We start from the raw sequence: 26,532 nt of genomic DNA, 5'->3' as shown, positions 1-26,532 counted from the left end.
GATGATGCGAAAGCCGCCAGAGCCGCGACTGCGATCCGCCGTGGCCGGCAGGCTCTCTTCGCTTACCTTGTTTATCGCGCTCACCGGCTGCGCCCAGGTGCATTCGGGCGGCATGCTCGATCCCGCCGGCCCGGTCGCGCAGGTCCAACGCGACCATTTCCTGATCGTCGTCGCGCTGGTCGCGATCGTGATCGTCCCGGTATTCTTGGCTCTGCCGTGGATCCTGTGGCGCTATCGCCTCTCGCGCAAAAGCACCGACTATAAACCCGACTGGGATTTCGACCGGCGGATCGAATGGGTGATCTGGGGCGTGCCGGTGCTGGTGGTGGCGGTGCTGGCGGCGGTGTTGTGGATCAATGTGCACCGGATCGATCCCTATCGTCCGTTGGCGCTGCAGGGGGTGCCCCAAGGCGCGCCGCCGCTGCCGGTGCAGGCGGTCGGGCTCGACTGGAAATGGCTGTTCATCTACCCTGAACAGGGTATCGCGACGGTCGACGAGCTGGTGGTGCCCGCCGGGCGCGACATCGCTTTCGACCTGACGGCGGATGGCCCGATGATGAGCTTCTACGTCCCCCGACTGGGCGGGCAGATCTACGCCATGGCGGGGATGCGCACGCAACTGCATCTGGCGGCGGACGCGCCGGGCGGTTTTCGCGGGCTCAACACGCAATATAACGGCGTCGACTTCCACCGGCAGAGCTTCCGCGTGCGCGCCCTGCCGCCGCGCGAATTCGCGGCGTGGGCGGCACGGGCGCGGTCAGCTCCGCCGCTCGATGTGGCGCGCTATGCCAAACTCGTGGAGCCGTCCGTTACCGCGCGCCCGCTCGTGTTCGGGCGAGTCGAGCCGGACCTGTTCGCGAAAGTGATCGGCAAATACGAAGGCGGGTCCGCCCCGCACCACATGGCGCAGGCCGCGCGATGATCTCGGGCCTCTCCTACTGGATCTTCGGGCGGCTCGAATGGAGCGATCTGCTGATCAAGTCGAACGCGATCGCCACCGGTGCCTCGTGCATGGTGGTCATCGTCGCGATCGCGATCGTCGCCCTGCTGACCTGGACCGGGCGCTGGGGTTGGTTGTGGCGCGAATGGCTGACCAGCCTCGATCACAAGCGGATCGGGATCATGTATATCGTGATCAGCTTCATCATGATGGCGCGCGCCATCGCCGAAGCGATGGTGATGCGCACTCAGCAGGCGATGGCCGCGGGCGGCGGGACCGATCTGGTCGGTGCGGAGCATTTCGGACAATTGTTCACCACCCACGGCACGGTGATGATCTTCTTCGTCGCGATGCCGTTCCTGTCGGGCCTGATCAATTACCTCCTGCCGCTGCAGATCGGGGCGCGCGACCTCAGCTTCCCCTTCATGAATGCGGTCGGCCTGGCTCTGACCTGGGCCGGTGCGGTCCTGATCATGGTCAGCCTGACGGTGGGCGATTTCTCGACCGGGGGGTGGAGCGCCTATCCGCCGTTCACCGAACTCGCCTTCTCTCCCGGCGAAGGGGTCGATTACTGGATCTGGTCGGTCACGCTGACAGGCATCGGCACCACGCTGACCGGCATCAATTTCGCGGTCACGATCTACAAGGAACGCTGCCCGGGAATGCACCTGATGCGCATGCCGCTGTTCTGCTGGACAGCGCTGTGCACCGCCATCCTGATCGTCTTCGCGCTGCCGCCGCTGACCGTGGCGAGCAGCCTGCTGGCGCTCGACCGCTATCTCGACTTCCATTTCTTCACCAACGGGTCGGGCGGCAACATGATGAATTATGCCAACCTGTTCTGGCTGTTCGGCCATCCGGAAGTCTACATCCTGATCCTGCCCGCGTTCGGGGTCTGGTCCGAAGTCATCTCCACCTTTTCCGGCAAGCGGCTGTACGGGTATCGTTCGCTGGTGCTCGCGACCATGTGCATCGCGGTGCTCAGCTTCACGGTGTGGATGCACCACTTCTTCACCATGGGGCAGAGCGCGAACGTCAATGCCGCCTTCGGCTTCGCCACCATGCTGATCGGCATTCCCACGGGGGTGAAGGTCTATGATTGGATCCTCACCATGTATCGCGGGCGCATCCGCTTTTCCGCCCCGATGCTGTTCGCGATCACGTTCCTGTTCTCCTTCGTGGTCGGCGGGCTCAGCGGCATCCTGCTCTCCAACGCGCCGACCGATTTCGCGATGCACAACTCGCTGTTCCTGGTCGCGCATTTTCACAACATGCTGATCCCCGGTACGCTGTTCGGCTTCATCGCGGGCTATATGTACTGGTTTCCAAAGGCGTTCGGCTTCCGGCTGGACGAACGCTGGGGGCGGATCGCCTGGGGCCTGTGGACCGCGGGCTTCTTCGCCGCCTTCGCGCCGCTCTATTCGCTCGGCTTGATGGGCGCGATGCGGCGCACCTCGCAGACCTACGACCCCGCTTACGAGCCTTTCCTCTATGTCGCGCTGGTCGGCGCTGCGCTGCTGTTCGCGGGCTTCGTGGCGCTGGTGGTGCAACTGGTCGTCAGCACCCGCCACCGCGACCGGCTGGCGGTGCCGATCGGCGATCCGTGGGACGGCCGTGCGCTCGAATGGTTCACGCCCTCGCCGCCGCCGGAATGGAACTTCGCCCGGCTGCCGCAGGTCGAATGCATCGATGCCTTCGCCCGCGAGAAACGCGAGGGCGACCCCTATGCGCCGCAGGATGGCGACTACGCGGATATCGAAATGCCGCGCAATACCGGCCTGCCCACGCTGATCGGCATGGCGGGGATCGCCTGCGCCTTCGGCCTCGTATGGCACATCTGGTGGATGGCGATCGTCGGCTTCGTCGCGATGTGGGGCTTCCTCGTCGCGCGCAGTTTCGAGAGCCGGACGACCCGGACCATTCCCGCGGCCACGGTTCGCGAAGCGAACGAGGCATGGCTCAGCCGGGCGCGGATGGCGCGGGCGGTGCCGCGCGAGATCGAGTTCACGGCGGCGAACACCGGCCGGGCGGAGCCACTGGCATGAGCGCGGGCAAGAACCTCCATCCCGGTATCAATATCGGTCATGTCGACCCCGGCGCACACCGCGCGGCGGAGCCGGTGATCTTCGGCTTCTGGGTCTTCCTGATGAGCGACCTGGTGATCTTCGCCCTGCTGCTGGCGACCTATGCCGCGATGAGCGTGCACGGGATCGCGGGCGGACCCACGCCGGCGCAGGTGGCCGATCTGCCCAGCGCCGCGATCGAGACCGGGCTGCTGCTGCTTTCCAGTTTCACCATGTCGCTCGCCACCGTGGCGCTCAAATATCGACCGGGGCGCGCGCATCTGCGCCGCTGGCTGGCAGTTACCGCCGTGCTCGGCCTCGCCTTCGTCGGAATGGAAGCGTGGGATTTCGCGAAGCTCGCTGGCCAGGGCGCGGTGCCGCAGCGCAGCGGGTTCCTGTCGGCGCATTTCACGCTGCTCGGCACCCACGCGCTGCATGTCTCGGCGGGGCTGGTGTGGATGGCGGTGCTCGCGTTCCAGCTGGGGCGCACGGAGCTGGAGGACCTCGTGCGGCTCAGGATCATGCGGCTCGCGCTGTTCTGGCACCTGCTCGACGTGGTATGGATCGCGATTCTTACCTTCGTCTTCCTGTTCGGGGCGGTTGGATGAGCGAACGCGACGACGAACGGCGCGAACTGCGCGACAGCTGGCTGGCGCTGGCGGGCGCGGTGGTGCTGACCGCCGCCAGCTTTGCGCTGGTGGTGTTGCTGAACCTGCCGCGCGGCTGGACGCTGGGCGGGCTGGCGCTGCTCGCGCTGGCGCAAATCGCGTGGCATTTCAGGTACTTCTTGCACATCGACCTCGACCGGTCGCACCGGCACGACCTCCAGCTCATACTCTTCACAAGCCTGATAATAGTGATGATGGTCGGCGGCACGCTCTGGATCCTGTTCGACCTCCACGCCCGCATGATGTGATCCCCCACCGTTCCGCGATGTGGAAAAGGAGCGGGGCTCGACTGTCGGAGTGCGTATTGCCTCGCTAGGGCATTCGGTCATATCCCGCTTCACCGGTGCGCGAGTATATGACCCGACCGCTGATCTCTCCCTCGATACTGTCCGCCGACTTCGCGGCATTGGGAGAGGAAGTGCGCGCGATCGACGCAGCCGGTGCCGACTGGATTCACATCGATGTGATGGACGGGCATTACGTGCCCAACCTCACCATCGGCCCCGCCGTGGTGAAGGCGCTGCGCCCGCACACGGACAAGCCGTTCGACGTGCATCTGATGATCTCCCCCGTCGATCCGTATCTCGAAGCCTTTGCCGAGGCGGGTGCGGACGTCATCACCGTCCATCCTGAGGCCGGCCCGCATGTCCATCGCACGGTGCAGGCGATCAAGGCGCTGGGCAAGAAGGCGGGCGTTTCCCTCAATCCCGGTACCCCGGCCAAGATGCTGGACTATTTGATCGGCGAGATCGACCTCGTGCTGGTGATGAGCGTCAATCCCGGCTTCGGCGGCCAGAGCTTCATCGCCAGCCAGCTCAAGAAGATCGAAGCGGTGCGCAAGATGATCGAGCGCGAAGGGCGCGACGTCAGGCTTGAGGTCGATGGCGGGGTCAATGCCGACACCGCGCGTCAGTGCGTCGATGCGGGGGCCGACGTGCTGGTGGCTGGCTCCGCCGCTTTCGCCGGTGGGCCCGATCGTTACGCCGCGAACATCGCGGCGCTGCGGGGGGATGCGGGTTGAGCGAGGTGGCCGATCCGATGACCGCTCCGCGCCAGGCGGACGTGTCGCGGGATCGCCCTCGCGAGGAACAGTCGGCCCTGCCGCTCGGCGACGATCCTGCGCCCACCACCCATCTGCTGGCCGAGCGGGTGCTGGAGCCTTCGCGGGCGCTGGTCGCGACCGATCTCGCCCCGCCTGCGCTGGGTGCGGTGGAGCGGCTGATCCAGTTCGCCTACCGGCTCGGCGTGCCCGCCAGCGCGCTGACCCTGCCGATGGGCCGGACGGAGAGCATGCGCATTCTCGCCACGGTCGACAGCCCGCTGTCGGGCGATCGTGCAGCGGGCGTGGCCCTGCGCGCCGGGCACTTCCTCGTCCACGGGGTGAAGGCCCCGATCGGGCAGATGGACTTCGCCTCCAACACCCGCCTTACCGCGCCGTTCGAGCGGGTCGTGCACGGTTATGCCTGGCTGCGCGACCTCGCGGGCTGCACCACTCGCGATCAGGCCGCGCCGGTCGCCAACCGAATCCACGCCGCATGGCTCGATGCCAATCCGCGCCCGGGCAAGGGGCGCGCGTGGGAAGTCGAACTGGTCGGCCACCGCCTGCTGGCGTGGCTGGTCCATGCCCCACTCATCATGGGAAGCGAGCCGTTGCGCGGTCGCACCCTGACCGCGATCGAGGACGGCGCGCGCTGGCTCGACCGCCATGTCGGCCAGGCGCAGGACCGGCTCGGAGAGGTCGCGGGCTGGGTCGGCATCGTCGCCGCGGGGCTATTGCTGCCTGGTGGCAAGCCGCGGCGGATATTCGGCGAAAGCGGGCTCGCCCGCGCGCTGGGCGAGCTGACCGCAGAGGATGGCGGCGTGCTGTCGCGCAGCCCGATCGCCCAGATGGAGGCGATCGCGCTGCTGGTGGATCTGGTCGCATGCTATGCCGCCCTCGATCGCGATCCGCCGCAGGCGCTGACCGCGATGAAGGCACTGCTGGTGCCGCCGCTGCTTTCGCTGTTGCACGGGGAAGGCGGGCTGGGCAGCTGGCAGGGAGCCAATGCGGTGCCGACCGAACGCGTCGCCGCGCTGGTCGCCGCGAGCGGGGTGCGGACCCGGCCGCTGAAGGACGTGCGGCACTGGGGTTACCAACGCGTCGCCACTCGCGCCGCCGTGCTCCATTTCGACGCCGCGCCGCCGCCGCTGCCGCGCCATGCCCGCGCCGGCTGCGCCTCTACCCTCGCGTTCGAGTTCTCGTCACGCGGGGAGCGGCTGATCGTCAATTGCGGCGGCGCAGCAACGGCCGGTGGGCAGGTGCCGGTGCGGATCGAACAGGGGCTGCGCGGAACGGCCGCCCACTCGACGCTGGTGCTGGACGAATCGAATTCCACCGCCGTCCTGCTCAAGGGGCAGATCGGGATGGGCGTGAAGGAGGTCGAGATCGACCGCCGCCAGATCGAGACCGGGCGCGGGACCGCGACGCGGCTGGACGCGACCCATGACGGTTACGCCTCGCGCTACGGCTTGCTCCACCGGCGTATCCTGGTGCTGCGGGACGACGGAACCGAGCTGCTGGGCGAAGATATCCTGACGCCGCAGGGCAAGCGCGGGAAGCGCGGCAAGATCGCCTTCGCCATCCGCTTCCACTGCGGACGCGGGGTCGAACTGCGCCTGGGTGAGGATGGCCGGGGGGCGACGATGCTGTTGCCCGGCGGTCAGCACTGGCAGTTCCGGCTGGGCCACGAATGCGATGGCGAACTCGCCATCGACGAAAGTATCTGGGTCGACGGGCAAGGACGCCCGCAACCGATCCAGCAGCTCGTCATTCAGGGAATGACCTCACGCAGCGGGGGAAGTTTCTCCTGGCTGCTCAAACAGATGGGATGAATACGGCCATGGCCGAACCGAAGATCACGCGGGCGCTGCTGTCCGTGTCCGACAAGAGCGGCCTCGTCGAGCTGGGCCGCGCACTGGCGGAACGCGGCGTCGAACTCGTTTCCACCGGCGGCACGGCGAAGACGCTGCGCGATGCGGGCCTGAACGTGCGCGACGTTTCCGATCTGACGGGCTTTCCCGAAATGATGGATGGCCGGGTCAAGACACTGCACCCGATGGTGCATGGCGGGCTGCTCGCGGTGCGCGACGACCCGGCGCATGCGGCGGCGATGGAAGAGCACGCGATCGGGCCGATCGATCTCGTCGTCGTCAATCTCTATCCCTTCGCCCAGACGGTCGCGAAGGGAGCGGAGCGGCCCGAGATCATCGAGAACATCGATATCGGCGGGCCCAGCATGGTTCGCTCGGCAGCGAAAAATCACCAATTCGTCACTATCGTAACCGATCCTGCCGATTACGACACGCTGATCGCGGAATTGGGCGAGGGCGATGGCGCCACCTCCCTGTCCTTCCGCCGCGAGATGGCGGCCAAGGCGTTCTCAGCCACCGCCGCCTACGATTCGATGATCTCGCAATGGTTCGCCTTTGCCGATCAGGGCGAAAAATTCCCCCGGCAGGTCAGCATGACGCGCGTGCTTTCGGGTTCGCTGCGTTATGGCGAGAACCCGCATCAGGACGCGGCGCTCTACCTGCCCGGCGGCCCCCATGTGCGCGGATTGCCGCAGGCGGAACAGGTTCAGGGCAAGGCGCTCAGCTACAACAATTACAACGATGCCAATGCCGCGCTGGAGCTGGCGGCGGAATTCCGTGGGCAGGATCCGGCGGTGGTGATCGTGAAGCACGCCAATCCGTGCGGCGTGGCGCAGCGCGGCACGTTGCTGGATGCGTGGCACGATGCCCTCTCCTGCGACAGCGTCTCGGCCTTCGGCGGCATCGTCGCGACCAACGTTCCGCTCGACGGCCCGACGGCGGAGGCCATCTGCGAGATCTTTACCGAGGTCGTCGTGGCTCCCGCGGCGGACGAGGCGGCGCGCGCTGCCTTCGCGAAGAAGAAGAACTTGCGCCTGCTTGTCACCGGCGACCTGCCCGACCCGCGCCGCCCGGGGCAGACGCTGGCGATCATCGCCGGCGGCATCCTGGTGCAGGACCGCGACAATGCCGCGATCGACGTGGCGGCGCTGAAAACGGTGACGAAGCGCGAGCCGAGCGAGCAGGAGATGAAGGATTGCCTGTTTGCCTGGACGGTCGCGCGACACGTCAAATCCAATGCCATCGTCTATGCGAAAGACGGTGCCACCGCCGGGATCGGCGCGGGGCAGATGAACCGCCGCGATTCGAGCCGGATCGCCGCGATGAAGGCGGCCGAGGCAGCGGAGAAATACGGCTGGGATAGGCCGCGCACGGTCGGCAGCGCGGTTGCCTCCGACGCCTTCTTCCCCTTCGCCGACGGTCTGCTGGCGGCGGCGGAGGCCGGTGCCACCGCCGTGATCCAGCCCGGTGGCTCGATCCGCGACGATGAAGTGATCGCGGCGGCGGACGAGGCCGGACTGGCGATGGTCTTTACCGGGATGCGCCACTTCCGGCACTGACCGCATCAGGCCAACATTTCGGCGCGCCCGGATACCTATTCAGCCTTGAGAAACGCTCGCGCATGCACAGATAGGTTGCAAGCAAGGACGTGATATCATGAAATTCATCAAATCGGATCTCTTTCGCTCGCTCGCCATCGGTTTCCTGATCGGCACCGCGATGGTCGGCATCAGCGCGGGCCCCGATGCGCTCGCGGTCGCGACGCCCGCCGCTATCGCGCCGGTGGCTCAGGCGATCGTACGATGAAAGCACGCCGTTCGCTTCTCGCGCTCGCTGGTGGGCTGGGTCTGGCGGTGGCTGCGTGCCAACAGCCCGCCTTCGCCGCGGAAGAATTCGTGCGCGCGCCTGCCGCAAAGGCGGAGGCGCACGAGAGCGGCGGGCTCAAGACCGCTATCTTCGCCGGTGGTTGCTTCTGGGGCATCGAGGCCGTATTCAGCCATGTGAAGGGCGTGAAAAGCGCCGTTAGCGGCTATCATGGCGGGACCGAGAAGACCGCCAACTACGCCACGGTTTCCACCGGGCGGACTGGGCATGCGGAAGCCGTCAAGATCACCTATGACCCCAAGGTCGTGCGCTACGATCAGCTGATGCGCATCTTCTTTTCGGTGGGTGCCGATCCGACGCAGAAGAACCGGCAGGGTCCGGATGTCGGCACGCAATACCGCACCGCGATCGTGCCCCTCAGCGCGGAGCAGAACCGGGTGGCGAAGGCGTATCTGGCTCAGATGAAGGCTGGCAATAGCTGGGGTCGTCCCATCGTGGCGACGATCGAACGCGGTCAGGCCTTTTATCCCGCCGACGCGCATCATCAGGATTTCGCCGCGAAGAACCCGAATCATCCCTATATCCGGCGCTGGGATGCGCCCAAGGTCGCCGCGCTGTCGAAATACTACCCGCAGTTCTACTCCCGCAGTTTCCAGCGCAATTGAGCCGGTGGCGCGGACCCGCGCAAAGGCTTATATCCATCCCCATGGCTAGCGCACACAAACACCACGAACACGAAGGCGCCGATCTGATCGCGGCGGCGCAAAGGACGCTCGAGGATCATGGCGAGCGGTGGACGGGCATGCGCAGCGAGGTGTTCGAGGAACTGGCCCGGCACGATCGCCCCGCCAGCGCTTACGACATTGCCGACAATCTGAGCGCGCGCCGCGGTAGCCGGGTCGCGCCAAACAGTGTTTATCGCATCCTCGATATCTTCGTTCGCAACAATCTCGCTAACCGGATCGAGAGCGCGAACGCGTTCCTGGTGAACACACATCCGGGGTGCCGCCACGATTGCGTGTTCCTGATCTGCGACGATTGCGGCGCGGCGACCCATTTCGACGACGACCGTCTGACGAAATCGCTTCGCCAGGCGGGGCGGGACCACGGGTTCAGCGATGTCCGTCCGGTCGTCGAGCTGCGCGGGCTCTGCAGCGCCTGCGCCTGAGTTTGCGCGTCTGAGCAATATATTGCTCCCCCTCTCGCGAATCGACAGCCTGCAAATCGCGGTGTAAGCCTGCGGGTTATGAGTTCCAGACCCGATACCCCGCTGCTCGATACCGTCGACACTCCCAAGGATTTGCGCAAGCTCGAGGCGAGCCAGTTGCGGCAGCTTTCCGACGAACTGCGCGAAGAAATGATTTCCGCCGTCGGCAGCACCGGCGGCCACCTCGGCTCCGGGCTTGGCGTGGTCGAGCTGAGCGTCGCGCTCCATTATGTCTTCGACACGCCGGAGGACAAGCTGATCTGGGACGTGGGCCATCAGGCCTACCCGCACAAGATCCTGACCGGGCGGCGCGACCGCATCCGCACGCTGCGCCAGGGCGGCGGGTTGTCGGGCTTCACCAAGCGGACCGAAAGCGAATACGATCCGTTCGGCGCGGCGCATTCCAGCACCTCGATCTCGGCCGCGCTAGGCTTCGCCATCGCCAACAAGCTGAACGACCGCCCTGGCCGGGGGATCGCGGTGATCGGCGACGGCGCGATGAGCGCAGGCATGGCCTACGAGGCGATGAACAACGCGGAAGCGGCAGGCAATCGCCTGATCGTGATCCTGAACGACAACGACATGTCGATCGCCCCGCCGGTGGGCGGCCTCTCCGCCTATCTCGCCCGTATGGTCTCCTCCAGCGAGTATCTCGGCCTGCGCACCCTTGCCAGCAAGGTTGCGCGCAAGTTCAGCCGAAAGGTTCATCAGGGGCTGGAGAAGGCCGAGGAATATGCTCGCGGCATGGCGACCGGAGGCACCTTGTTCGAAGAGCTGGGCTTCTATTACGTCGGCCCGATCGACGGACACAATCTCGATCACCTGATCCCGGTGCTGGAGAATGTCCGCGACAGTGGCCAGGGTCCGATTCTGGTTCATGTCGTGACCAAGAAGGGGAAGGGCTACGCCCCGGCGGAAAACAGCGCTGATAAATATCACGGCGTCGCCAAGTTCGACGTCGTCACCGGCGAGCAGAAGAAGTCGAAGGGTGGACCGCCGAACTACCAGAATGTGTTCGGCGAAACGCTGGCGAAACTCGCCGAGACGGACGACCGTATCTGCGCGATCACCGCCGCCATGCCCAGCGGCACCGGGGTGGACAAGTTCGCGCAGGCGCATCCCACCCGCGCCTTCGACGTCGGCATCGCGGAGCAGCACGGGGTGACCTTCGCCGCCGGGCTCGCGGCGCAGGGAATGCGGCCCTTCGCTGCAATCTATTCGACCTTCCTCCAGCGCGCCTACGACCAGGTCGTGCACGACGTCGCGATCCAGAACCTGCCGGTGCGCTTCGCGATCGACCGCGCCGGGCTGGTCGGGGCGGACGGCGCGACCCATGCGGGCAGCTTCGATGTGACCTATCTGGCCACCCTGCCCAATTTCGTGGTGATGGCGGCGGCGGACGAGGCGGAGCTGGTCCATATGACCTACACCGCGGCGGAGCACGACAGCGGCCCGATCGCGCTGCGCTATCCGCGCGGCAGCGGCACCGGGGTGGCGATGCCCGAAACGCCCGAACTGCTGGAGATCGGGAAGGGCCGGATCGTGCGCGAGGGGACGAAGGTCGCGATCCTGTCGCTCGGCACGCGGCTGGCGGAAGCGCACAAGGCGGCCGATCAGCTGGAGGCGAAGGGGCTGTCGACCACCATCGCCGACATGCGTTTCGCCAAGCCGCTCGATACCGCGCTGATCGAGAAGATCATGCGCAGCCACGAGGTCGTGGTGACGATCGAGGAAGCCGCGATCGGCGGCCTTGGCGCGCATGTCCTGACCTACGCCAGCGACGCTGGGCTGCTGGATGCCGGCCTCAAGATCCGCACAATGCGACTGCCTGATATCTTCCAGGACCAGGACGCGCCCGAGAAGCAGTACGACGAGGCCGGGCTCAACGCGCCCGACATTGTCGAGACGGTGCTGAAGGCGCTGCGCCACAACAGCGCAGGGGTGGAGGAAGCGCGGGCCTGAAATCGACCCATCGCGGCGGCTTTCGATGCCGTTCGTCCGCGCTTTCCGAAAGGTTTGGCATGGTGACGCTACCGTCGAAGACCCATGCGGTCGCCATCGCGCTGGCGGCGCTCGCGCTCGGCGCTCTTCCCGTGCCCGGGACCGCCCCCTCTGCCAGAGCAGCCGATCGCGCCGAAACGACCGTGGACTATCGCGCTGCCGCGCGCGAACTCGCGCCGCTGATCGATGCGCGCTACGCCTATCGCGAAACCCTGCCGCATGGCCTTTTCGCGCTCACACCCGTTCTCGCCGCGGAAGCGGACTCGGTGCACGACGCCCGCTCGCTGTTGCGGTTCGCCGAGCGGGCACTGTTCCTCCTCGCCGATCATCACGCCAGCACCGGCTCCAACCTCGCCGACAGCTGGGGCCTGGTCCCGAGCTACTCGGACCTCTGGCTGGAGAAACAAGGCGATGCCTTCGTCGTCACTGCGGTTCGCGAGGGCAGCCCGGCGGCGCGAGCGGGCATCACGCCCGGAGCGCGGCTGCTCGCAGTGGACGGGGTCGCAATCCAACAGGCCGTAAGCGCCTTCTGGGCCGACCTCGGCACCACCGGCTCACCGGTCCGGGACGCCTTTGCCGCGCGGGTCCTGGCAACCGGACGGCGCGATCGCCCCAGGCGGCTGACCCTGCAGCTACCGGGTAAGCCGCCACGCGACTACGCACTCGCCAATCTCTATCAGGCGGCAACGGGCGCCGAAGACGCCACCGGTCCGATCACCGTCTCGTCTGCGCCCGGCGCGGCGACGATCCGGTTCGCCAATTCCCTTGGGGACGGCGATGCTATCGCGGCATTCGACGCGGCGATGGCGCGGATCGATCCCGCCGCTCCGGTCGTCATCGACCTGACCGACACGCCGAGCGGCGGCAACACGGTCGTCGCGCGCGCCATCATGGGCTGGTTCGCGAAGGAGGCGACACCGTATCAACGCCATGCGGACCCAGCCGAAGAGCGGGAAACGGGCATCGCGCATCAATGGCTGGAACTGGTCATGCCGCGCGGTCGCTACCACGCCGGCGCCGTCACCGTCCGGGTGGGCCGATGGACAGGCAGCATGGGCGAAGGGCTGGCGATCGGATTGGCGCAGCTGGGCGCGCATGTGTGCGGCGGACCGATGGCGGGCCTGCGCGGCTCGATCGAGAGCTTCCCCCTCCGCGATGGCGGCGTGCGGATCGCGTTCCCGACGCAGAGACTCATGACCGTGAACGGCACCCCGCGCGAAGAGGTTGTCCCTCCACCATGCGCGTCTGGCGGCTAGGTCAGACCCAGCGCCATATCCCGGCCGGGATGCCGCCGGCGTGAATGTGGGCGTAGGTGAACGCCAGCCACAGGGCGAGGCCGACCAGCCACCAGACGATCCCCACGCGGAACAGCGCGCCCCAGCGCGGCCAGTAGCTTGTGCGCGCCTCCCACTTCGCCCATGCATCGCCCATCAGGGCGCGCTTCTTGCAATCCTGCAGATGGCTGCCGACCAGCGCGAGGATCAGCAGCGCCGCGGCGAAGATGACGCTGCGCCAGTCCCACCACAGGACGATGTGCGCCACGGCCCATAGCGCAACGCCCCACATCATCGGATGGCGCGTGACCCGGAACACACCGCGCGGTGTCTTCCCCGTCGCGAGCCGGTCCGCGCCCGGCTGCGGAAAGGCGGGATTGCCCGCGAACGATCCGCCAAGCAGGATTGCGGCGGGCAGCGTCAGCAGTGTGGCGACGATCCAGCCAGCCAGACCGGTGGAAGGAAGGTCGCCCGCGGGGGTGGCCACGAATGCCGCGATCATCCAGCCCAGTGTCAGGAAACTGACAAGGGTGTAGAGCGCCATGAACCCGAAGCGGCCCAAGCGTTCGACCAGAGCAGGGCGCAGCGGATGCGACATCGCAAAGTGGCTGCCCACGAAGGCGATGCTGGCCGCAATCAGGGATGTCAGCGGGTTCATGGCGGTGCTCCTTTCGCCGACCCTTCTGCGTTTACCAGTCGTAGGCCTTGGGCAGATCGCCGCGTTCGAGGTTGCGATAGCGGTCGCGCAGGCGCGTCTGGTGGTTCTCCATCGGCTGTTCCACCCCGTCGATGAAGATGCGCACCGGCGCGCTCGACACCTCCAGCGGGTCGCCGTCCCACACCACCACGTCTCCCGCCGCGCCAGGTGCCAGCACGCCCAGCCGCCCGCCGTAGCCCGCGATCTCGGCGGGCACCGAGGTGATGGAGGCCAGCGCCTCGCCCCAGCTGAGCCCGGTCGCGCCGGGCAGCTTCGTCAGCGCGACGAGGTTGCCGGCGAATTGCGGCGCATTGCGCGGCTGAGAGCCCGTGCCGCCGCCCAGTTTGCCGAGCGCCACCTTCACCCCGGCGCGCATCATCCGCCCGACATTGCTCTGCGTGGCGGCGATCTGTTCAAAGCTGGAAGGCAGGTCGTCGAGCGGGTCGGCGATAACCGGAACCCCGGCCGCAGCGATGTCGCGCGCCGCCAGCCAGCCTTCGCTCGCGCCCACCAGCACCAGTTTCAATTGCGGGAACTCGCCGGTCAGCGCCAGTACCGAGCGGATGTCCGCGGCGCGTTCGACATAGACGTAAAGCGGCTGCTCCCCGCGCACGACCGGGACCAGCGCGGAGGCGTCGAAGCGTGTCAGCAGGCTGTCGTCGCCGCGCTCGGTCCGGTTGTCGACCAGGCGGGGATCGAGCGGAATGTCGTCGCCGCTGCGCTGTTCGGGCGGCTGCGAAGCCATGCCCGGTATCTGCGCGTCGTCGCCATACTGCCGCGCTTCGCGCAGCGCATTGCGGAGCAGCGCCTGCGCGGACACGCGGCTGCCCCCGGCGAGGCGGGCCCCGCCTTCGCCGAGCGCCACGGTCTGGAAGGCGCGGCGGCGCGTGACCATGTCGGGGTCCGCACCAAGATCGACGATCGCCCCCTGGCCGCCGAAGATGGAGGCGGAGGGGTTCGCCACGATGCTGGCGCGGGTGACCCCCCCCATGCGGTTGACCAGCACCGGCTGCGCGTCCGGGTTGAGCGCGGTCGCGACATCCAGCGCGGCGCTGAACGGCCCGCCGCGCGCGGAGGTGTCGTCGCTCTCGCCGACCGCCTCGACATCCCACAGGCCGAGCGAGGTGATGGCGGAGAAGATGCCGGGCGTCACCCATTTGCCGGTCCCGTCGATGGCCTCCATCCCCGCGGGTACCGCGACGTCGCGCCCGGCGGCAACGACCTTGCCCCCGCGCACGATCACGGTCGCGCCCTCGATCGGATCGCTGCCGTCGCCGGTCGCGACGGTGGCATTGGTGATCGCCATGTCCTGCGCGACCGATGGAACGGCGAGCGCCAATGCGCCGGTGGCGGTAAGGAGGAGCCTGCCGATCATTTCACGTCTCCTTCGCCGGGCTGGCCGAGTTCGAAATCGCTGACCGGTCGGCGCTTGGGATCGTCCGCATCGAACAGCAGCGCGCCGTCGACCCAGACCTTCTCGGGCCGCGAATAGACGCTCAGCGGATCGCCGTTCCACAGCACGACGTCGGCCATCTTGCCGGCCTCCAGACTGCCGGTCCGGTCGCCTATCCCCATGGCCTTGGCCGCGTTGAAGGTGAACCAGCGCACCACCTGCCCGTCGGGAATATCGATCCCGATGCGGTGCCCGGCGGCCTGTGCCTTGGCCGCTTCCTGATTGAGCCGCTGGATACCGTTCTCGTCGTCCGAGTGGATCACCACGCAGGCCCCCGCCTGCTGCAGCAGCGCGGCGTTTTCGGGAATGCCGTCGTAGCTTTCCATCTTGAAGCCGTACCAGTCCGCCCAGACCGCGCTGCACACGTCGTTTTCGCGCAGCAGGTCCGCGATCTTGTAGCTTTCCACCGCATGGTGAAAGGCGGTGACCTTGTAGCCCATCTCCTTGGCCATATCGATCACCAGCGCCATCTCGTCGGCGCGGTAGCAGTGGTTGTGGACCAGGATTTTCCCGTCCAGCACCCCCTTCAGCGTTTCCTTGGCCAGATCGCGCTTCTTGCCGTCATAGCCCTGTGCGTCGATCCATGTTTGGCGATCGACTGCGAAATTGCCCATGCGGGTGGATGGCATGCGGCCCCTGTTGCCATAGACCCGCTTCGGGTTCTCGCCGCAGGCCATCTTGAAGCCATAGGGCGCGCCGGGAAATTTCATGCCCTGCACCGTGCGACTGGGCACGTTCTTGATCGTGGCGGAGCGCCCGCCCATCAAATTGGCGGAGCCCGGCAGGATCTGCAGAGAGGTGACGCCGCCATTGGCCAGCGCGCGCGAGAAACCGGGGTCCTGCGGCCAGATAGAATGTTCGGCCCACACCTCGGGCGTGGTCGGGCTGGTCGCCTCGTTGCCGTCGCTCAGCGCATCGACGGACGGGGAGGGGTAGTCGCCCAGATGGCTGTGGATGTCGATCACGCCCGGCGTGACGAATTTTCCGCGCCCGTCGATCCGGGTGTATCCGGCGGGAATGGCCATGTCCGCCGTGCCGATGCCGACGACTTCGCCCTCCGCGAACAGCACCGTGCCGTTGTCGATCTGGCCGCCCAGCCCGTCATAGACCGTCGCGCCGACCAGCGCGGTGGGGACCCCGGGATAGCGCGCATAGGTGGAGGGGTAGGGCGCTTCCTGCGCGGTATCGCTGGCGGAGGCGGTCTGCGCGCTCTCGCCGGTGGTCGCGCAAGCGGGCAGCAGGCCGCACAGAACCAGTGCGGCGGCCAGGCGGTATTGTATCGTCGTCATTCTTGCCCCCCAGAAAGGAAGGGCGCGAACCGTGCGGTACGCGCCCCCCCTCAATTCAATCGTCAGCCCTGCGGCCGTGTGGTCGGATGCAGTCCGCCTTCTTGGTTTTCCATGCCCGCGCCGGCCTGACCCTCCAGATCGTCGCCGACATCGTCATCCTTGAGCGTGTCGAGATGCATCAGCCTCTTCACGAGCGGATTGAGCAACACCACCACCGCGCCGATCCCGATCGCGGTGAGGCCCATGGTCCAGTAGAGACCCAGCGCGCCTTCACGCGTGATCTCGCCGCCTTCGCCCTCGCCCATGATGGAGCCGAGGAAGCCCGCGACGTAGTTGCCGCCCGCGGTGCCGAAGAAGAAGGCCGCCATCATCAGGCTGGCCATGTGGCGCACCGAAAGACGGTTCATCGCCGACAGGCCGACCGGGCTGAGGCTCAGTTCGCCGGTGGTCGACAGCAGGTAGAACAGGAAGATGAAGAGAACCGGGACCAGCGCGGAACCGGCGGCGTTCGCACCCAGCACCAGCACCACGAAGGCAAGGCCCATCTGCATGATGCCAAGGCCCATCTTGGCCGGCGTCGCAGGCTCCCACCCGCGCTTGCCCAGCCATTGCCACAGCGCGGCGAAAACCGGGCCGAGCAGGATGATGTATATCGGGTTGATCGACTGGAACAGGGATGTCGGCACACCCTGTCGATCGACATAGCGATCGGTAAACAGGTTCACCGAACCGCCCGCCTGTTCGAACAGGCCCCAGAACACCGGCATCAGCAGGATGAAGAAGATCATGGCGAACACGCGGTCGCGCGAATGGTCGTCGAGCTTGAACGCTTCTCTGAGGACGTAGAGCAACAGAAGCGCACCCGACACCAGCAGGATCCAGCCGACGGCATCCTGGAACTGGATCAGCGCCCAGATGATCGCCACGCCGATGAAACCGGTCAGGTAGAGGAACCATTCGAGATTGAGCCCTGCGACCTTCGATTTGAGGCGCGCGGGCACTGGCGGTTCGCCTTGGCCCATAAGCAGCGGCTTGCCGAGCACGAACACCACCAGGCCGAGCAGCATGCCCACGCCTGCCGCGCCGAAGCCGTAGGACCAGCCGATCGTCTCGCCCAGATAGCCGGCGATGATGGTGCCGATCGCGGCACCGACATTGATGCCCATGTAGAAGATCGTGTACGCACCGTCGCGCCGGATGTCGGTACGCGGATAGAGCTGACCCACGATCACCGAGATATTGGCCTTCAGGAAGCCCGAGCCGACGATGATGAAGGCGAGCGCGAGCCAGAAGATGTTGATCGCGGGGTTGTTTTCGTACCCCGCCCCGGCATCGCCTTCGAACGCCATGAAGAAGTGGCCGAAGGTCAGAGCACCGCGCCGAACAGCACCGCCTTGCGCTGGCCCAGATAGCGGTCTGCCAGCCACCCGCCGAGCACGGGGGTGATGTAGACGAGGCTGGTATAGGCCCCGTAGATGATCGTCGCCTGCCCGTCGGAATAGAGCCAGTGCTTCACGAGGTAGAGCGTCAGGAGCGCGCGCATCCCGTAATAGGAGAAACGCTCCCACATCTCGGCGAAGAACAGAACGAACAGGCCCTTGGGGTGGCCGACGAACTCGGGCTCCTTGCGCAGGACCGCATAGGCACCGATCGCCAGGAACACGATCAGCGCGACAGAGCCGATCGCGGCGATCCAATCGGCCTCGTTCCAGAGCGCCATATCCTTCATCCGAACCCCTCCACCTGCGTCGTAATCAAAAGCAAAGCGCGCACCCTAGCGGCTTTGTCTCTCGTGTGAAGAGCAAGTTACGCATGAAACCGGGGTGAACGGAGGGTTTGGCGCGCCATTCCGGGGCATCGATCGGCTTGACCCGCCCCGCTGTATTATGGCACTACAGCACTATGCCGCCCGCCGCCGTGTCCCGCCCCGTCTATCTGCGCCTGCGCGATCTGATTGCCGCCGCGATCATCGAGGGGCGGTATCGAGCGGGCGACATGCTGCCCAGCGTGCGCGCCTTTGCCGCCGAACAGGGTGCCAATCCGCTGACCGTCGCCAAGGCCTATCAGCAGTTTCAGGCGGACGGGCTGGTCGAGGTCCAGCGCGGTGTCGGCATGTTCGTCGCCGCCGGCGCGGCGGAGAAGCTGCGGCGGACCGAGCGGGAAACCTTCCTCGAGGTGGACTGGCCGGAAATCCGCGCGCGCATAGAACGGCTCGAGATCGATCCCGAGCGTCTGTTCCCCGCTATCGTCTCCGAATAGGACACGCGGGAATGGCCAAAGGGGCCGAAACGCTCGTGCCATTGCCTTGCGGACGCATTTCTGCCACGAAAACGCGCATTGTCCAGGCCGCGGGGCCGGCATCGTATTCCTGCACCGCGCATCGCTGTCCAACCGTACCGAAAGGTCGTCGATGATCCGTTCCGAACTGCTCCAGGCCCTGGGTAAGGAAAATCCCGAACTGCGTCCGGAAGAGATCGAGCAGGTTGTGGAGATTTTCTTCGACGAAATCGCCGGCCGGCTGGCCGAAGGCGGACGGGTGGAATTGCGGGGCTTTGGCGCGTTCTCGACGCGGGAGCGCGATGCGCGCACCGGTCGCAATCCGCGCACGGGCGAAGCGGTCGAGGTTCCGGCGAAGCGCGTTCCCTATTTCAAGGCAGGCAAGGAAATGCGCGAGGCGTTGAACGAGAACGGCTGAACGCCTTCGTTTGCCCTGCCTGGTAATTCCCCGAACGCGCCAGCCTCTTCCCAATCCCCCTCGTCCCGGTCTAGGCGCGATTTCTGCTCTGCGGGTGTGGCGGAATGGTAGACGCCGGGGACTTAAAATCCCCTGATCCTTGATCGTGCGGGTTCGAGTCCCGCCACCCGCACCACTTTTGCTCTCGCACCGGCCGGTATCGGTAAAGAAGTGTTAACGCCGCGCCTTTATCCCCTGACAGACTACCAATAAACGCAGGGGCAGTTTTGGGCATGTTGGCGCCAGACCGACAGGCAATCGCGACGGAAGCAGGCGAGGGCGAACAGCAGCGCGCCGCGCCGCGCTTCCAATTGATGCTCCGCCCGGCGCGGCTGATTTGTCGCGAAGCCGAGTATCTGGGCCTGATTCGCGATATTTCAGCCAACGGCGCGAAGATCCAGTTTTTCCATCCGGTACCGGAAGCGTGCAAGATGGCGATGGAACTGCGCGAGGACATGGTGGTCGAGATGGAGCGCCGCTGGGCCACCGAATCGAGCGCCGGCTACGAGTTCGCGTCTCCGATCGATGTCGAACGCGTGCTTCAGCCCGACCCTTCGCACCCCAGGCGCAAACCGCGCCTGTGCCTGCCACGCCCGATGATACTGACTGTCGACGGACACGACGTGCCGGCCCGGCTGCATAATATTTCCCAGCAGGGCGCATGCATCGAATGCGATTACGGTCTTGCGCGCTACCAGCTGATCCGGATCCATATCGACGGGATCGGGCAACGCCATGCCAAGGTTCTCTGGCACAAGCAGGGGCGCTACGGACTGGTGCTGGAGGAGACCTTCGAACTGCGCGAATTCGCCTGCCTGCTCGCGGCGCTTTCCGTCGAATCCTGACCGCGTTTTCGCGCGCTGCGCGGGTTCAGCCCGCGCGGAAATCCAGCGCGACGCCGTTGATGCAATGCCGCTTGCCGGTAGGCTTGGGCCCGTCGTTGAAGACATGGCCGAGATGCCCGCCGCAGCGCGCACAATGGACTTCGGTGCGGGCGTAGCCCAGCTTGCGGTCGGTGCGGGTTCCCACCGCGCCGGTCTTCGCCGCCCAGAAACTGGGCCAGCCGGTGCCGCTGTCGTATTTGGTCTTCGACGAATAGACCGGATTGTCGCACCCCGCGCACAGGAAGGTGCCGGCGCGCTTTTCCTTCAGCAGGGGTGAGGAATAGGGCCGCTCGGTCGCCTCCTCCCGCAACACGTCGAATTCGCGTGCGGACAGCTTCTTGCGCCATTGCGCTTCGCTCATCGAGACGGGGAAGCTCTGGGCGCGAGCCTCAGAACCGCCGCAGGCGGCGAGAACCCCGGCGGAGGCACCGAGGCCCAGCCAGGACAGGAGTGTGCGGCGGTCGGCGTGGCTAATCATGGTCGATGGTCCTGCGGTCATGGTGGGAGAATGGCACACCCTTCCTGAACCAACGCTTGGTTTGGCGAAGAGTTCAGAACCGACCGATTTCGACTTCGAGCCGGCGGAAACCCTCCACGAAATTGGCCCGTACCCGCTCGACCTCGCCCGCGACGTTCACCCGCATCCTCCGCGCATGCATTTCCTCCATCAGCACCCGCAGCTGAAGCTCCGCGAGCCGCGCGCCGACGCAGCGGTGGATGCCGTAGCCAAAGGAAAGATGCCGCCGCGCATTCTCCCGCGTGATGTCGAGGGTGTCGGCGTTCTCGAACACTTCCTCGTCGCGATTGGCGGAATTGTACCACAGGATCACCTTGTCGCCCGCCGCGATATTCTGCCCGAACAGTTCGGTGTCCTGGGTGCAGGTGCGGCGCATGTGCTTGAGAGGAGTCTGGTAGCGGATGCATTCCTGCACCGCGTTGGGGATGGTCCCCGCGTCGCCTTCGAACAACGCGCGCTGGTCGGGGAAGCGGTCCAGTTCGTGGACGATGCCGCTCATCGTGTTGCGCGTGGTGTCGTTGCCGCCGACGATCAGCAGCACCAGATTGCCCATGAATTCCTGAGGATCCATCTGGTTCATGGCCTCCGAATGGATCATCATCGAAATGAGGTCGGGCGTGGGCTCCGCCTGCATCCGCTCAGCCCACAGCTGGCCGAAATAGGCCCCCATTTCCTGCAGGATGTCCATCCGCTGATCGTCCAGCGCGCGCACCGTGGCGATCTCTGTATCGCCCGCCCAGTCGGACCAGAAGGTCAGCAGGTGCCGGTCCTCCCACGGAAAGCCGAACAGGATCGCCAGCATGCCGGTGGTGAGGGGAATGGAAACCTCGGACACCCAGTCGAACGTCTCGCCGTGCGGCAACCGGTCGAGCAGTTGCCCGGTGCGAGTTCGGACGTCGCGCTCCAGCCGCTTCATCTCCGCCGGGGTGAACGCGGGCGCGACCGTCCGGCGCTGGCCGGTATGCTTGGGCCGGTCCATGGCGATGAACATCGGCAGTTCGAACCGCTCGCGTCCCTCGGCCGCCAGCGTCTCGTCGCTCATCCGATTGAGGATGGTGATCCCGCCATGCTCCCAGCTGGAGGAGAACAGTTCGGGCAGCGCCTCGGTGTGCTGGATGGCCTTGTGCGAAACGACGCTCCAATAGGGGCCATAGGGGCTCTCGGGAATATAGTGCACCGGCCCCGCGGCGCGCATCTCGGCGAAGATCGGTTGCCAGCGGTTCTCGACATAGATGTCGCTGCGGCTGGTATCCCAGGGGTGCGGGTGATGCAGCGCGTCCTCAGGATGTGCGGCGAGATGGGCGCGCAGCGCCTCGTGTGCGATGGGGGCGCTGCGAAACTGCTGCGCGGGCTGGGCCTGCGTGGCCATGATCACTCTCCTGGGCGGGGGCGACTCATGAACCGGCCGCCCTCTCGACGGAGGGTATCCTGCGCTCGCTTACATCGATGTCAATATGCCGGTTGCCATTTGCGACGGGTCAATTCCGTCGCGAGGATACCAGCCCCGCGATACCGGCCAGCAGCCCTGTCGATTTCGTCTTCGCACGCCCGGCACCGCCCGATTTGAGAACCTTGCGCCGGAACAGCGTGGCCCCGAATTTCACGAACAGCACCACCCACAGCACTTGCCAGGCGAGGGCGGCGAAGTGCCACCAGACCACCGGCTCCTGCGCCGCGCGGGCCAGCATCACGTAGGGCGAGCTGAGCGGGAAGGCGATCGCCGCCAGCTCTATCGGAGAGCCGGTGGAGCTGACCGCAAAGGTGGCGAGGAAGAACACGCCGAGCTGCAGCATGGTCGCCGGCATCGACATGGTCTGCACGTCGCGAACCGTCGGTGCCATTGCGCCGATCGCCAGGAAGACCGATCCGATCAGTAGATAGGCCATGGCGAAATAGAGCAGGAACAGCGTGGCGAACAGCGGCCAGCCGATCGCGGGCGCGGGCAGCGGGGGAATGGCGCTCGCCCCCAGCACGAGGATCACCCCGGCGACCGAGCCCCACACCGCGATCCCGACGAAGCTGACCGCCAGCATGGCGAACAGCTTGCCCAGGAAAACCGCGTCCATCGGCACGGCGGCGGCGAGGATTTCGACGATCTTGTTCGCCTTCTCCTCCACCATGTTGGACATCACCATGCCGGCGAGCAGCATGGTCAGGAGGAACAGCAGCGTGATCGCTGCGGTTGCCGTGCCTGCCCGGGCGGAGCGTTCGCTCGCCCGACTGGTCGCGGCGGGGAACAGCGTGACCTCGGGATAGGAGGCGGTGTCACCCCGCGCGGTTGCGGCGAGGAGGGAGACATCGCCCTTCCACCGGTCGATCCGGTCTTCCGTCCCGTGCAGAGCGGGTGCCGACAGGCTGCCGCTCACCACCGCCGCGAGATTGCGATCCTTGTCCGCCAGCAGCGCGGGAATGTCGGTGGCCGCACCGCCGGAAACGGCCTCCACCGGCGGCAGGTCGATCAGATCCTCCAGCGACTCGTGCGCGCGCACCATCGCCGCGTTGTCGGCGGGCGACATGACGATGCCGAGCCCGGGGGGAGGGCCGGAATCGGCCGCGCTCGCCCCGATATATCCCGCGGCGCCGCTGATCCCGACGAATATCAGCGGCCCGATCAGGAAGAAGAAGAACGCCTTGCTGAACAGGATCGCGGTGAAATCGCGCCGCGCCACGACGAAGGCGGCGCGCGCCACCGACAGCCGGCTGGTTCTGTTCTCGCCACTCATCGTGCGCTCTCCGCCTGTTTCTGTGCGCTAGCCTCCAACTCGCGGGCCGCCGCTTCGCCGGCGATTTCCACGAAGGCATCGTGCAGCCCGGCCCGCTCGATGGAGAGCGACTGGATGCCCGCTTCGCCTTCGATCAGCGCGCGCAACAGCGGCTCTATCCCGCTGTCCGGGAGGGGGAAGTACCAGAAATCCCGCTCGCGCCGCGCGCTCTCGGGCAGGGCGCTGCGCCATGCGCCTTCGCGTGCCTTGGTTTCCAGTCGGACCTGCGCCGGAATGCGGTCGCGCGCGGCATCGACCGGACCGGCATAGGGCACCTTGCCCCCGGCGATGATCGCGACGCTGTCGCACAGCCGCTCCGCATGGTGGATGACGTGGGTGGAAAAGATCACCGTGGTGCCCTCTTCCGCCCATTCGCGGATCAGCTTCTCCAGCTTGCCCTGATTGAGCGCGTCGAGCCCGGAAAACGGTTCATCGAGGACCACCAGTTTGGGCCGGTGCACGAAGGTGCCGAGCAGCTGCACGGTCTGCGCCATGCCTTTCGACAATTGGCGGATGGTGCGTTCCGCGGCGTAGCCCATGCCGTAATCTTCCAGCAGCTCGCGTCCGCGGGCCTTCGCCTCGTTCAGGTCCATACCGCGCAGGGCACCCATGAAGCCGATCGCCTCGTACGCCTTCATCGAGGGGTAGAGGCCGCGCTCCTCCGGCAGATACCCGATCAGCCGGCTGATCTCGTGCGGGCGATCATGGCCGAGCACGCGGCGCACGCCCTCGTCCGGGTCGATGATGCCCAGCAGCATGCGCAGCGTGGTCGTCTTGCCCGCGCCGTTCGGGCCGAGGATGCCGTAGATCGCGCCTTCCGGCACCGCGATGTCGACCCCGTCGACCGCCAGGGTGCCGTCGAACCGTTTGACCAGCCCGCGGGCCTCGATCGCCAGATGCGGGGAAGGGGATGGATTGCCCGTCGCCGGAGCTTCGCTTAGCGCTGTTGCCATGGTCATGCTGATTGCCTTGCCCTTCCGCGCGATACAAGGGCGTTAAAGCGGGTGGACGATCTGCAAACGCGGCTGGTGGCGGAAGGGCGGCGGCTGGGCTTCGCCGCGATCGGCTTCGCGCGCGCGGACGAGGGGGAGGAGCGCGCCGACCGGCTGCGGCAATGGCTCGGCGAGGGAATGCACGGCACCATGAAATGGATGGAGCGCGAGCCCGCCGTGCGCGCGGGGGCGCAAGGGATGTGGCCCGCCGCGCGCAGCGTCATCGCGCTGGGCATGGCCTACACGCCCGACCGCGACCCGCTGGCCCTGGCGAACGCGGGGGAGGTGGGGCGCGTTTCCGTCTATGCGCAGGGGCGCGATTATCACGATACGGTGAAGAAGGCGCTGAAGGCGCTCGCGCGCTGGCTGGTGGCACAAGCGCCGGAGAGCGAGCTGAAAGTGTTCGTCGATACCGCGCCGGTGATGGAAAAGCCGCTGGGCGAGGCGGCGGGGATCGGCTGGCAGGGCAAGCATACCAACCTCGTCAGCAAGGCCCACGGCAGCTGGCTGTTCCTGGGGGCGATCTATTCAACGCTGGAATTCGCGCCGGACGAACCTCATGCCGACCGCTGCGGATCGTGCCGGGCGTGCCAGGACGCGTGCCCGACCGACGCCTTCCCCGCGCCCTATCGCCTCGATGCGCGCCGCTGCATCTCGTACCTCACGATCGAGCATGCGGGCCCGATCCCGGAGGAATTTCGCGCCGCGATCGGCAACCGCATCTATGGCTGCGACGATTGCCTGGCGGTGTGTCCGTGGAACAAGTTCGCCGATAGCGCGGCGCGGCACCGGGCCTTCCTGCCGCGCGCGGAACTGGTCGCGCCGCGGCTGGGGGAGCTGCTGGCGCTCGACGACGCAGGCTTCCGCCGATTGTTCTCCGGCAGCCCTATAAAGCGGATCGGGCGCAACCGCTTCGTGCGCAACTGCCTGATCGCGGCGGGCAATTCGGGTCGGCCCGATCTGCTGGGCCAGGTCGAGGCGCTGCGCAGCGATAGCGATCCGGTGGTGGCGGAGGCAGCCGACTGGGCCGCCGCCCGGCTCAGAGCAGGTCCTTGAGCGCGGTTTCGGTATCGGCGAGCCGCTCGGGCTCGGCCACCAGCCGCGCCTCCACCAGCTTGCGCCCCTGCACGTAATCCTTCGTCCGGTTGACGCAGTCGAGCGCGATCACCCGCCCCTCGCGCAGGTAGATCACGGAGAAGCTGCGGTCGGCCGGATCGCCGCGCAGCACGGCGCGGTCGAAATCGGTCGAGAAGCCGACGGTCTGCAGCCGCAGATCGTACTGGTTGGACCAGAACCACGGCACCGCGTCGTAGGGCTGGTGGTCGCCCGTGATCGCCAACGCCACGGTGGTCGCCATGTCGTGCGCGTTCTGCACCGATTCGAGGCGGATCACCGCCCCGTCGGCATAGGGGTTGGCATGCGCGGCGCAGTCGCCGATGGCATAGACGTCCTCCAGCGAGGTGCGGCAGAACTCGTCCACATCGACACCATTCGCGCCCGCCGCCCCCGCCGCGATCAGCGGGCCTATCGCGGGCACGATGCCGATCCCCACGATCACGATTTCGGCGGGAATCGTCTCCCCGTCCGCCAGCGTCACGCCGGTCGCCTGCCCGTCCCGCCCCTCGATGCCGGATACCGTCACGCCGGTGCGCAGGTCCACGCCATGCCGGCGGTGTTCGGCCTCGTAGAATCGCGACAGCTCCTCGCCCGCGACCCGGTTCAGCACCCGGTCCTGCGATTCCAGCACCGCGACCTCGCAGCCGAACTTGCGCAGGACCGCCGCCGCCTCCAGCCCGATATAGCCGCCGCCGATCACCACTGCGCGCCGCGCGCCGCCCGCTAGCTCCGCCTTCAGCCGGTCGACATCGGCGCGGTTGCGGATCGCGTGCACTCCGGCATTGTCCGCGCCCGGACAGCTCAGCCGTCGCGGGTCGCCGCCGGTCGCCCAGACCAAGCTGCCGTAGCGGAGGCGGGTGCCGTCGTAGAGCGCGATCTCGCGCCGCAGCGGGTCGATATCGGTCACGGCCTCGCCCAGCCGCAGGGCGATGTCCTTGTCCGCCCAGAAGCTTTCGGGGCGAAGCAGGATCCGTTCGAATGGCTTGTCGCCCGCCAGGTAGTCCTTCGACAGCGGCGGGCGCTCGTAGGGCGGCAGGTTCTCGCGCGTGATCAGCGCAATCGATCCCGCGAAGCCTTTCTGCCGCAGGGCGATGGCGGTCGCGGCGCCGCCATGCCCGGCGCCCACGATGATGACATCCCAGCTCTCCATGCGCGAAGTGATGGCCAGTCCCGCACCGGCGCGTCAAGCCCGCGCGGCACG

Annotated in this window: 24 protein-coding genes, 1 tRNA gene and 1 pseudogene; 17 read left to right on the top strand and 9 right to left on the bottom strand. The window is 66.7% G+C overall.

The window, feature by feature from the left end; translation table 11 throughout:
• Positions 1-40: 40 nt before the first annotated feature.
• The 12 genes from F7D01_RS06155 to F7D01_RS06100 all read left to right on the top strand — a co-directional run bounded on the left by F7D01_RS06155 (position 41) and on the right by F7D01_RS06100 (position 12,869).
• The gene (locus F7D01_RS06155) at positions 41-922 is read left to right on the top strand and encodes a COX aromatic rich motif-containing protein (protein WP_215229318.1); all 882 of its coding nucleotides are present in this window, start codon (positions 41-43) and stop codon (positions 920-922) included.
• A complete protein-coding gene (locus tag F7D01_RS06150; RefSeq protein ID WP_215229317.1) occupies positions 919-2,985 on the top strand; it encodes a cbb3-type cytochrome c oxidase subunit I in 2,067 nt (688 codons plus the stop codon). Before F7D01_RS06155 ends, F7D01_RS06150 begins: the two co-directional genes overlap by 4 nt.
• The gene (locus tag F7D01_RS06145) at positions 2,982-3,611 is read left to right on the top strand and encodes a cytochrome c oxidase subunit 3 (protein WP_215229316.1); all 630 of its coding nucleotides are present in this window, start codon (positions 2,982-2,984) and stop codon (positions 3,609-3,611) included. The genes F7D01_RS06150 and F7D01_RS06145 overlap by 4 nt, the downstream gene beginning before the upstream one ends.
• Complete coding sequence (locus F7D01_RS06140) at positions 3,608-3,919, top strand: cytochrome o ubiquinol/quinol oxidase subunit IV (protein WP_215229315.1); 312 nt, start codon at positions 3,608-3,610, stop codon at positions 3,917-3,919. The genes F7D01_RS06145 and F7D01_RS06140 overlap by 4 nt, the downstream gene beginning before the upstream one ends.
• Before the next feature lie 107 nt (positions 3,920-4,026).
• Positions 4,027-4,692 (top strand): ribulose-phosphate 3-epimerase, encoded by a 666-nt coding sequence (gene rpe / locus F7D01_RS06135; protein WP_215229314.1) that lies wholly within the window; start codon positions 4,027-4,029, stop codon positions 4,690-4,692.
• A gap of 17 nt (positions 4,693-4,709) precedes the next feature.
• Positions 4,710-6,542 carry a heparinase II/III family protein gene (locus F7D01_RS06130; protein WP_215229313.1) on the top strand — a complete coding sequence of 611 codons (1,833 nt, stop codon included), beginning with the start codon at positions 4,710-4,712 and terminating at the stop codon, positions 6,540-6,542.
• A gap of 8 nt (positions 6,543-6,550) precedes the next feature.
• The gene (purH, locus tag F7D01_RS06125; protein WP_215229312.1) at positions 6,551-8,140 is read left to right on the top strand and encodes a bifunctional phosphoribosylaminoimidazolecarboxamide formyltransferase/IMP cyclohydrolase; all 1,590 of its coding nucleotides are present in this window, start codon (positions 6,551-6,553) and stop codon (positions 8,138-8,140) included.
• A 97-nt stretch (positions 8,141-8,237) separates the two neighbouring features.
• Complete coding sequence (locus tag F7D01_RS06120) at positions 8,238-8,387, top strand: hypothetical protein (protein WP_215229311.1); 150 nt, start codon at positions 8,238-8,240, stop codon at positions 8,385-8,387.
• Complete coding sequence (gene msrA, locus F7D01_RS06115) at positions 8,384-9,070, top strand: peptide-methionine (S)-S-oxide reductase MsrA (protein ID WP_215229310.1); 687 nt, start codon at positions 8,384-8,386, stop codon at positions 9,068-9,070. The genes F7D01_RS06120 and msrA overlap by 4 nt, the downstream gene beginning before the upstream one ends.
• A gap of 41 nt (positions 9,071-9,111) precedes the next feature.
• Complete coding sequence (locus tag F7D01_RS06110) at positions 9,112-9,573, top strand: Fur family transcriptional regulator (RefSeq protein WP_215229309.1); 462 nt, start codon at positions 9,112-9,114, stop codon at positions 9,571-9,573.
• A gap of 78 nt (positions 9,574-9,651) precedes the next feature.
• On the top strand, positions 9,652-11,574 hold the full coding sequence (gene dxs, locus F7D01_RS06105) for a 1-deoxy-D-xylulose-5-phosphate synthase (protein ID WP_215229308.1): 1,923 nt from the start codon (positions 9,652-9,654) through the stop codon (positions 11,572-11,574).
• A 59-nt stretch (positions 11,575-11,633) separates the two neighbouring features.
• On the top strand, positions 11,634-12,869 hold the full coding sequence (locus F7D01_RS06100) for a S41 family peptidase (protein ID WP_215229307.1): 1,236 nt from the start codon (positions 11,634-11,636) through the stop codon (positions 12,867-12,869).
• A gap of 1 nt (position 12,870) precedes the next feature.
• Here F7D01_RS06100 and F7D01_RS06095 read toward each other — a convergent pair whose 3' ends face one another.
• The 4 genes and pseudogenes from F7D01_RS06095 to F7D01_RS06080 all read right to left on the bottom strand — a co-directional run bounded on the left by F7D01_RS06095 (position 12,871) and on the right by F7D01_RS06080 (position 18,055).
• On the bottom strand, positions 12,871-13,545 hold the full coding sequence (locus tag F7D01_RS06095) for an NnrU family protein (protein ID WP_215229306.1): 675 nt from the start codon (positions 13,543-13,545) through the stop codon (positions 12,871-12,873).
• Between the two features lie 31 nt (positions 13,546-13,576).
• A complete protein-coding gene (locus tag F7D01_RS06090; RefSeq protein WP_215229305.1) occupies positions 13,577-14,959 on the bottom strand; it encodes an amidohydrolase family protein in 1,383 nt (460 codons plus the stop codon).
• The gene (locus F7D01_RS06085; protein ID WP_215229304.1) at positions 14,956-16,326 is read right to left on the bottom strand and encodes an amidohydrolase; all 1,371 of its coding nucleotides are present in this window, start codon (positions 16,324-16,326) and stop codon (positions 14,956-14,958) included. The genes F7D01_RS06090 and F7D01_RS06085 overlap by 4 nt, the downstream gene beginning before the upstream one ends.
• Positions 16,327-16,388: 62 nt before the next feature.
• Positions 16,389-18,055, bottom strand: a pseudogene (locus F7D01_RS06080) (peptide MFS transporter).
• Between the two features lie 173 nt (positions 18,056-18,228).
• Here F7D01_RS06080 and F7D01_RS06075 point away from each other — a divergent pair.
• The 4 genes from F7D01_RS06075 (at position 18,229) to F7D01_RS06060 (ending at position 19,905) form a co-directional block, all read left to right on the top strand.
• Positions 18,229-18,585 (top strand): GntR family transcriptional regulator, encoded by a 357-nt coding sequence (locus F7D01_RS06075; protein ID WP_215229303.1) that lies wholly within the window; start codon positions 18,229-18,231, stop codon positions 18,583-18,585.
• A gap of 151 nt (positions 18,586-18,736) precedes the next feature.
• Entirely contained in the window at positions 18,737-19,021 is a 285-nt protein-coding gene (locus F7D01_RS06070; protein ID WP_215229302.1) for an integration host factor subunit beta, read from the top strand.
• A gap of 90 nt (positions 19,022-19,111) precedes the next feature.
• A tRNA-Leu gene (locus F7D01_RS06065) sits at positions 19,112-19,196 on the top strand.
• A 97-nt stretch (positions 19,197-19,293) separates the two neighbouring features.
• Positions 19,294-19,905, top strand: coding sequence for a PilZ domain-containing protein (locus F7D01_RS06060; protein WP_215229301.1), 612 nt, complete (start codon positions 19,294-19,296; stop codon positions 19,903-19,905).
• 25 nt (positions 19,906-19,930) lie between these two features.
• Here F7D01_RS06060 and msrB read toward each other — a convergent pair whose 3' ends face one another.
• The 4 genes from msrB to F7D01_RS06040 form a co-directional block, all read right to left on the bottom strand.
• Positions 19,931-20,422, bottom strand: coding sequence for a peptide-methionine (R)-S-oxide reductase MsrB (gene msrB, locus F7D01_RS06055; RefSeq protein WP_215229300.1), 492 nt, complete (start codon positions 20,420-20,422; stop codon positions 19,931-19,933).
• 73 nt (positions 20,423-20,495) lie between these two features.
• Positions 20,496-21,830 (bottom strand): cytochrome P450, encoded by a 1,335-nt coding sequence (locus F7D01_RS06050; RefSeq protein WP_215229299.1) that lies wholly within the window; start codon positions 21,828-21,830, stop codon positions 20,496-20,498.
• 109 nt (positions 21,831-21,939) lie between these two features.
• On the bottom strand, positions 21,940-23,184 hold the full coding sequence (locus tag F7D01_RS06045) for an ABC transporter permease (protein WP_215229298.1): 1,245 nt from the start codon (positions 23,182-23,184) through the stop codon (positions 21,940-21,942).
• A complete protein-coding gene (locus F7D01_RS06040) occupies positions 23,181-24,176 on the bottom strand; it encodes an ABC transporter ATP-binding protein (protein ID WP_215229695.1) in 996 nt (331 codons plus the stop codon). The genes F7D01_RS06045 and F7D01_RS06040 overlap by 4 nt, the downstream gene beginning before the upstream one ends.
• A gap of 60 nt (positions 24,177-24,236) precedes the next feature.
• Here F7D01_RS06040 and queG point away from each other — a divergent pair, with 60 nt between their 5' ends.
• Positions 24,237-25,271 (top strand): tRNA epoxyqueuosine(34) reductase QueG, encoded by a 1,035-nt coding sequence (queG, locus tag F7D01_RS06035; protein WP_215229694.1) that lies wholly within the window; start codon positions 24,237-24,239, stop codon positions 25,269-25,271.
• Here queG and F7D01_RS06030 read toward each other — a convergent pair.
• Positions 25,255-26,481 carry an NAD(P)/FAD-dependent oxidoreductase gene (locus tag F7D01_RS06030; protein WP_215229297.1) on the bottom strand — a complete coding sequence of 409 codons (1,227 nt, stop codon included), beginning with the start codon at positions 26,479-26,481 and terminating at the stop codon, positions 25,255-25,257. The two genes, queG and F7D01_RS06030, sit on opposite strands and share 17 nt — an antisense overlap.
• Positions 26,482-26,532 lie beyond the last annotated feature (51 nt).

Source organism: Erythrobacter sp. 3-20A1M (genome assembly GCF_018636735.1).
Taxonomy (GTDB): Bacteria; Pseudomonadota; Alphaproteobacteria; order Sphingomonadales; family Sphingomonadaceae; genus Alteriqipengyuania.
Note: the sequence above shows the minus strand (reverse complement) of the source record. Positions and strands in the feature narration are given on the sequence as shown.

Excerpts from the sequence above, each read along its gene's own strand:
- F7D01_RS06050 (WP_215229299.1), bottom strand. The coding sequence starts at position 21,830 with ATGGCCACGCAGGCCCAGCCCGCGCAGCAGTTTCGCAGCGCCCCCATC.
- msrA (WP_215229310.1), top strand. The coding sequence starts at position 8,384 with ATGAAAGCACGCCGTTCGCTTCTCGCGCTCGCTGGTGGGCTGGGTCTG.
- F7D01_RS06120 (WP_215229311.1), top strand. The coding sequence starts at position 8,238 with ATGAAATTCATCAAATCGGATCTCTTTCGCTCGCTCGCCATCGGTTTC.
- F7D01_RS06145 (WP_215229316.1), top strand. The coding sequence starts at position 2,982 with ATGAGCGCGGGCAAGAACCTCCATCCCGGTATCAATATCGGTCATGTC.
- F7D01_RS06150 (WP_215229317.1), top strand. The coding sequence starts at position 919 with ATGATCTCGGGCCTCTCCTACTGGATCTTCGGGCGGCTCGAATGGAGC.
- F7D01_RS06110 (WP_215229309.1), top strand. The coding sequence starts at position 9,112 with ATGGCTAGCGCACACAAACACCACGAACACGAAGGCGCCGATCTGATC.
- rpe (WP_215229314.1), top strand. The coding sequence starts at position 4,027 with ATGACCCGACCGCTGATCTCTCCCTCGATACTGTCCGCCGACTTCGCG.
- F7D01_RS06095 (WP_215229306.1), bottom strand. The coding sequence starts at position 13,545 with ATGAACCCGCTGACATCCCTGATTGCGGCCAGCATCGCCTTCGTGGGC.
- purH (WP_215229312.1), top strand. The coding sequence starts at position 6,551 with ATGGCCGAACCGAAGATCACGCGGGCGCTGCTGTCCGTGTCCGACAAG.
- F7D01_RS06075 (WP_215229303.1), top strand. The coding sequence starts at position 18,229 with ATGCCGCCCGCCGCCGTGTCCCGCCCCGTCTATCTGCGCCTGCGCGAT.
- F7D01_RS06060 (WP_215229301.1), top strand. The coding sequence starts at position 19,294 with ATGTTGGCGCCAGACCGACAGGCAATCGCGACGGAAGCAGGCGAGGGC.
- F7D01_RS06140 (WP_215229315.1), top strand. The coding sequence starts at position 3,608 with ATGAGCGAACGCGACGACGAACGGCGCGAACTGCGCGACAGCTGGCTG.
- F7D01_RS06070 (WP_215229302.1), top strand. The coding sequence starts at position 18,737 with ATGATCCGTTCCGAACTGCTCCAGGCCCTGGGTAAGGAAAATCCCGAA.
- F7D01_RS06130 (WP_215229313.1), top strand. The coding sequence starts at position 4,710 with ATGACCGCTCCGCGCCAGGCGGACGTGTCGCGGGATCGCCCTCGCGAG.
- dxs (WP_215229308.1), top strand. The coding sequence starts at position 9,652 with ATGAGTTCCAGACCCGATACCCCGCTGCTCGATACCGTCGACACTCCC.
- F7D01_RS06085 (WP_215229304.1), bottom strand. The coding sequence starts at position 16,326 with ATGACGACGATACAATACCGCCTGGCCGCCGCACTGGTTCTGTGCGGC.
- F7D01_RS06100 (WP_215229307.1), top strand. The coding sequence starts at position 11,634 with ATGGTGACGCTACCGTCGAAGACCCATGCGGTCGCCATCGCGCTGGCG.
- F7D01_RS06090 (WP_215229305.1), bottom strand. The coding sequence starts at position 14,959 with ATGATCGGCAGGCTCCTCCTTACCGCCACCGGCGCATTGGCGCTCGCC.
- F7D01_RS06030 (WP_215229297.1), bottom strand. The coding sequence starts at position 26,481 with ATGGAGAGCTGGGATGTCATCATCGTGGGCGCCGGGCATGGCGGCGCC.
- F7D01_RS06045 (WP_215229298.1), bottom strand. The coding sequence starts at position 23,184 with ATGAGTGGCGAGAACAGAACCAGCCGGCTGTCGGTGGCGCGCGCCGCC.
- msrB (WP_215229300.1), bottom strand. The coding sequence starts at position 20,422 with ATGATTAGCCACGCCGACCGCCGCACACTCCTGTCCTGGCTGGGCCTC.
- F7D01_RS06040 (WP_215229695.1), bottom strand. The coding sequence starts at position 24,176 with ATGGCAACAGCGCTAAGCGAAGCTCCGGCGACGGGCAATCCATCCCCT.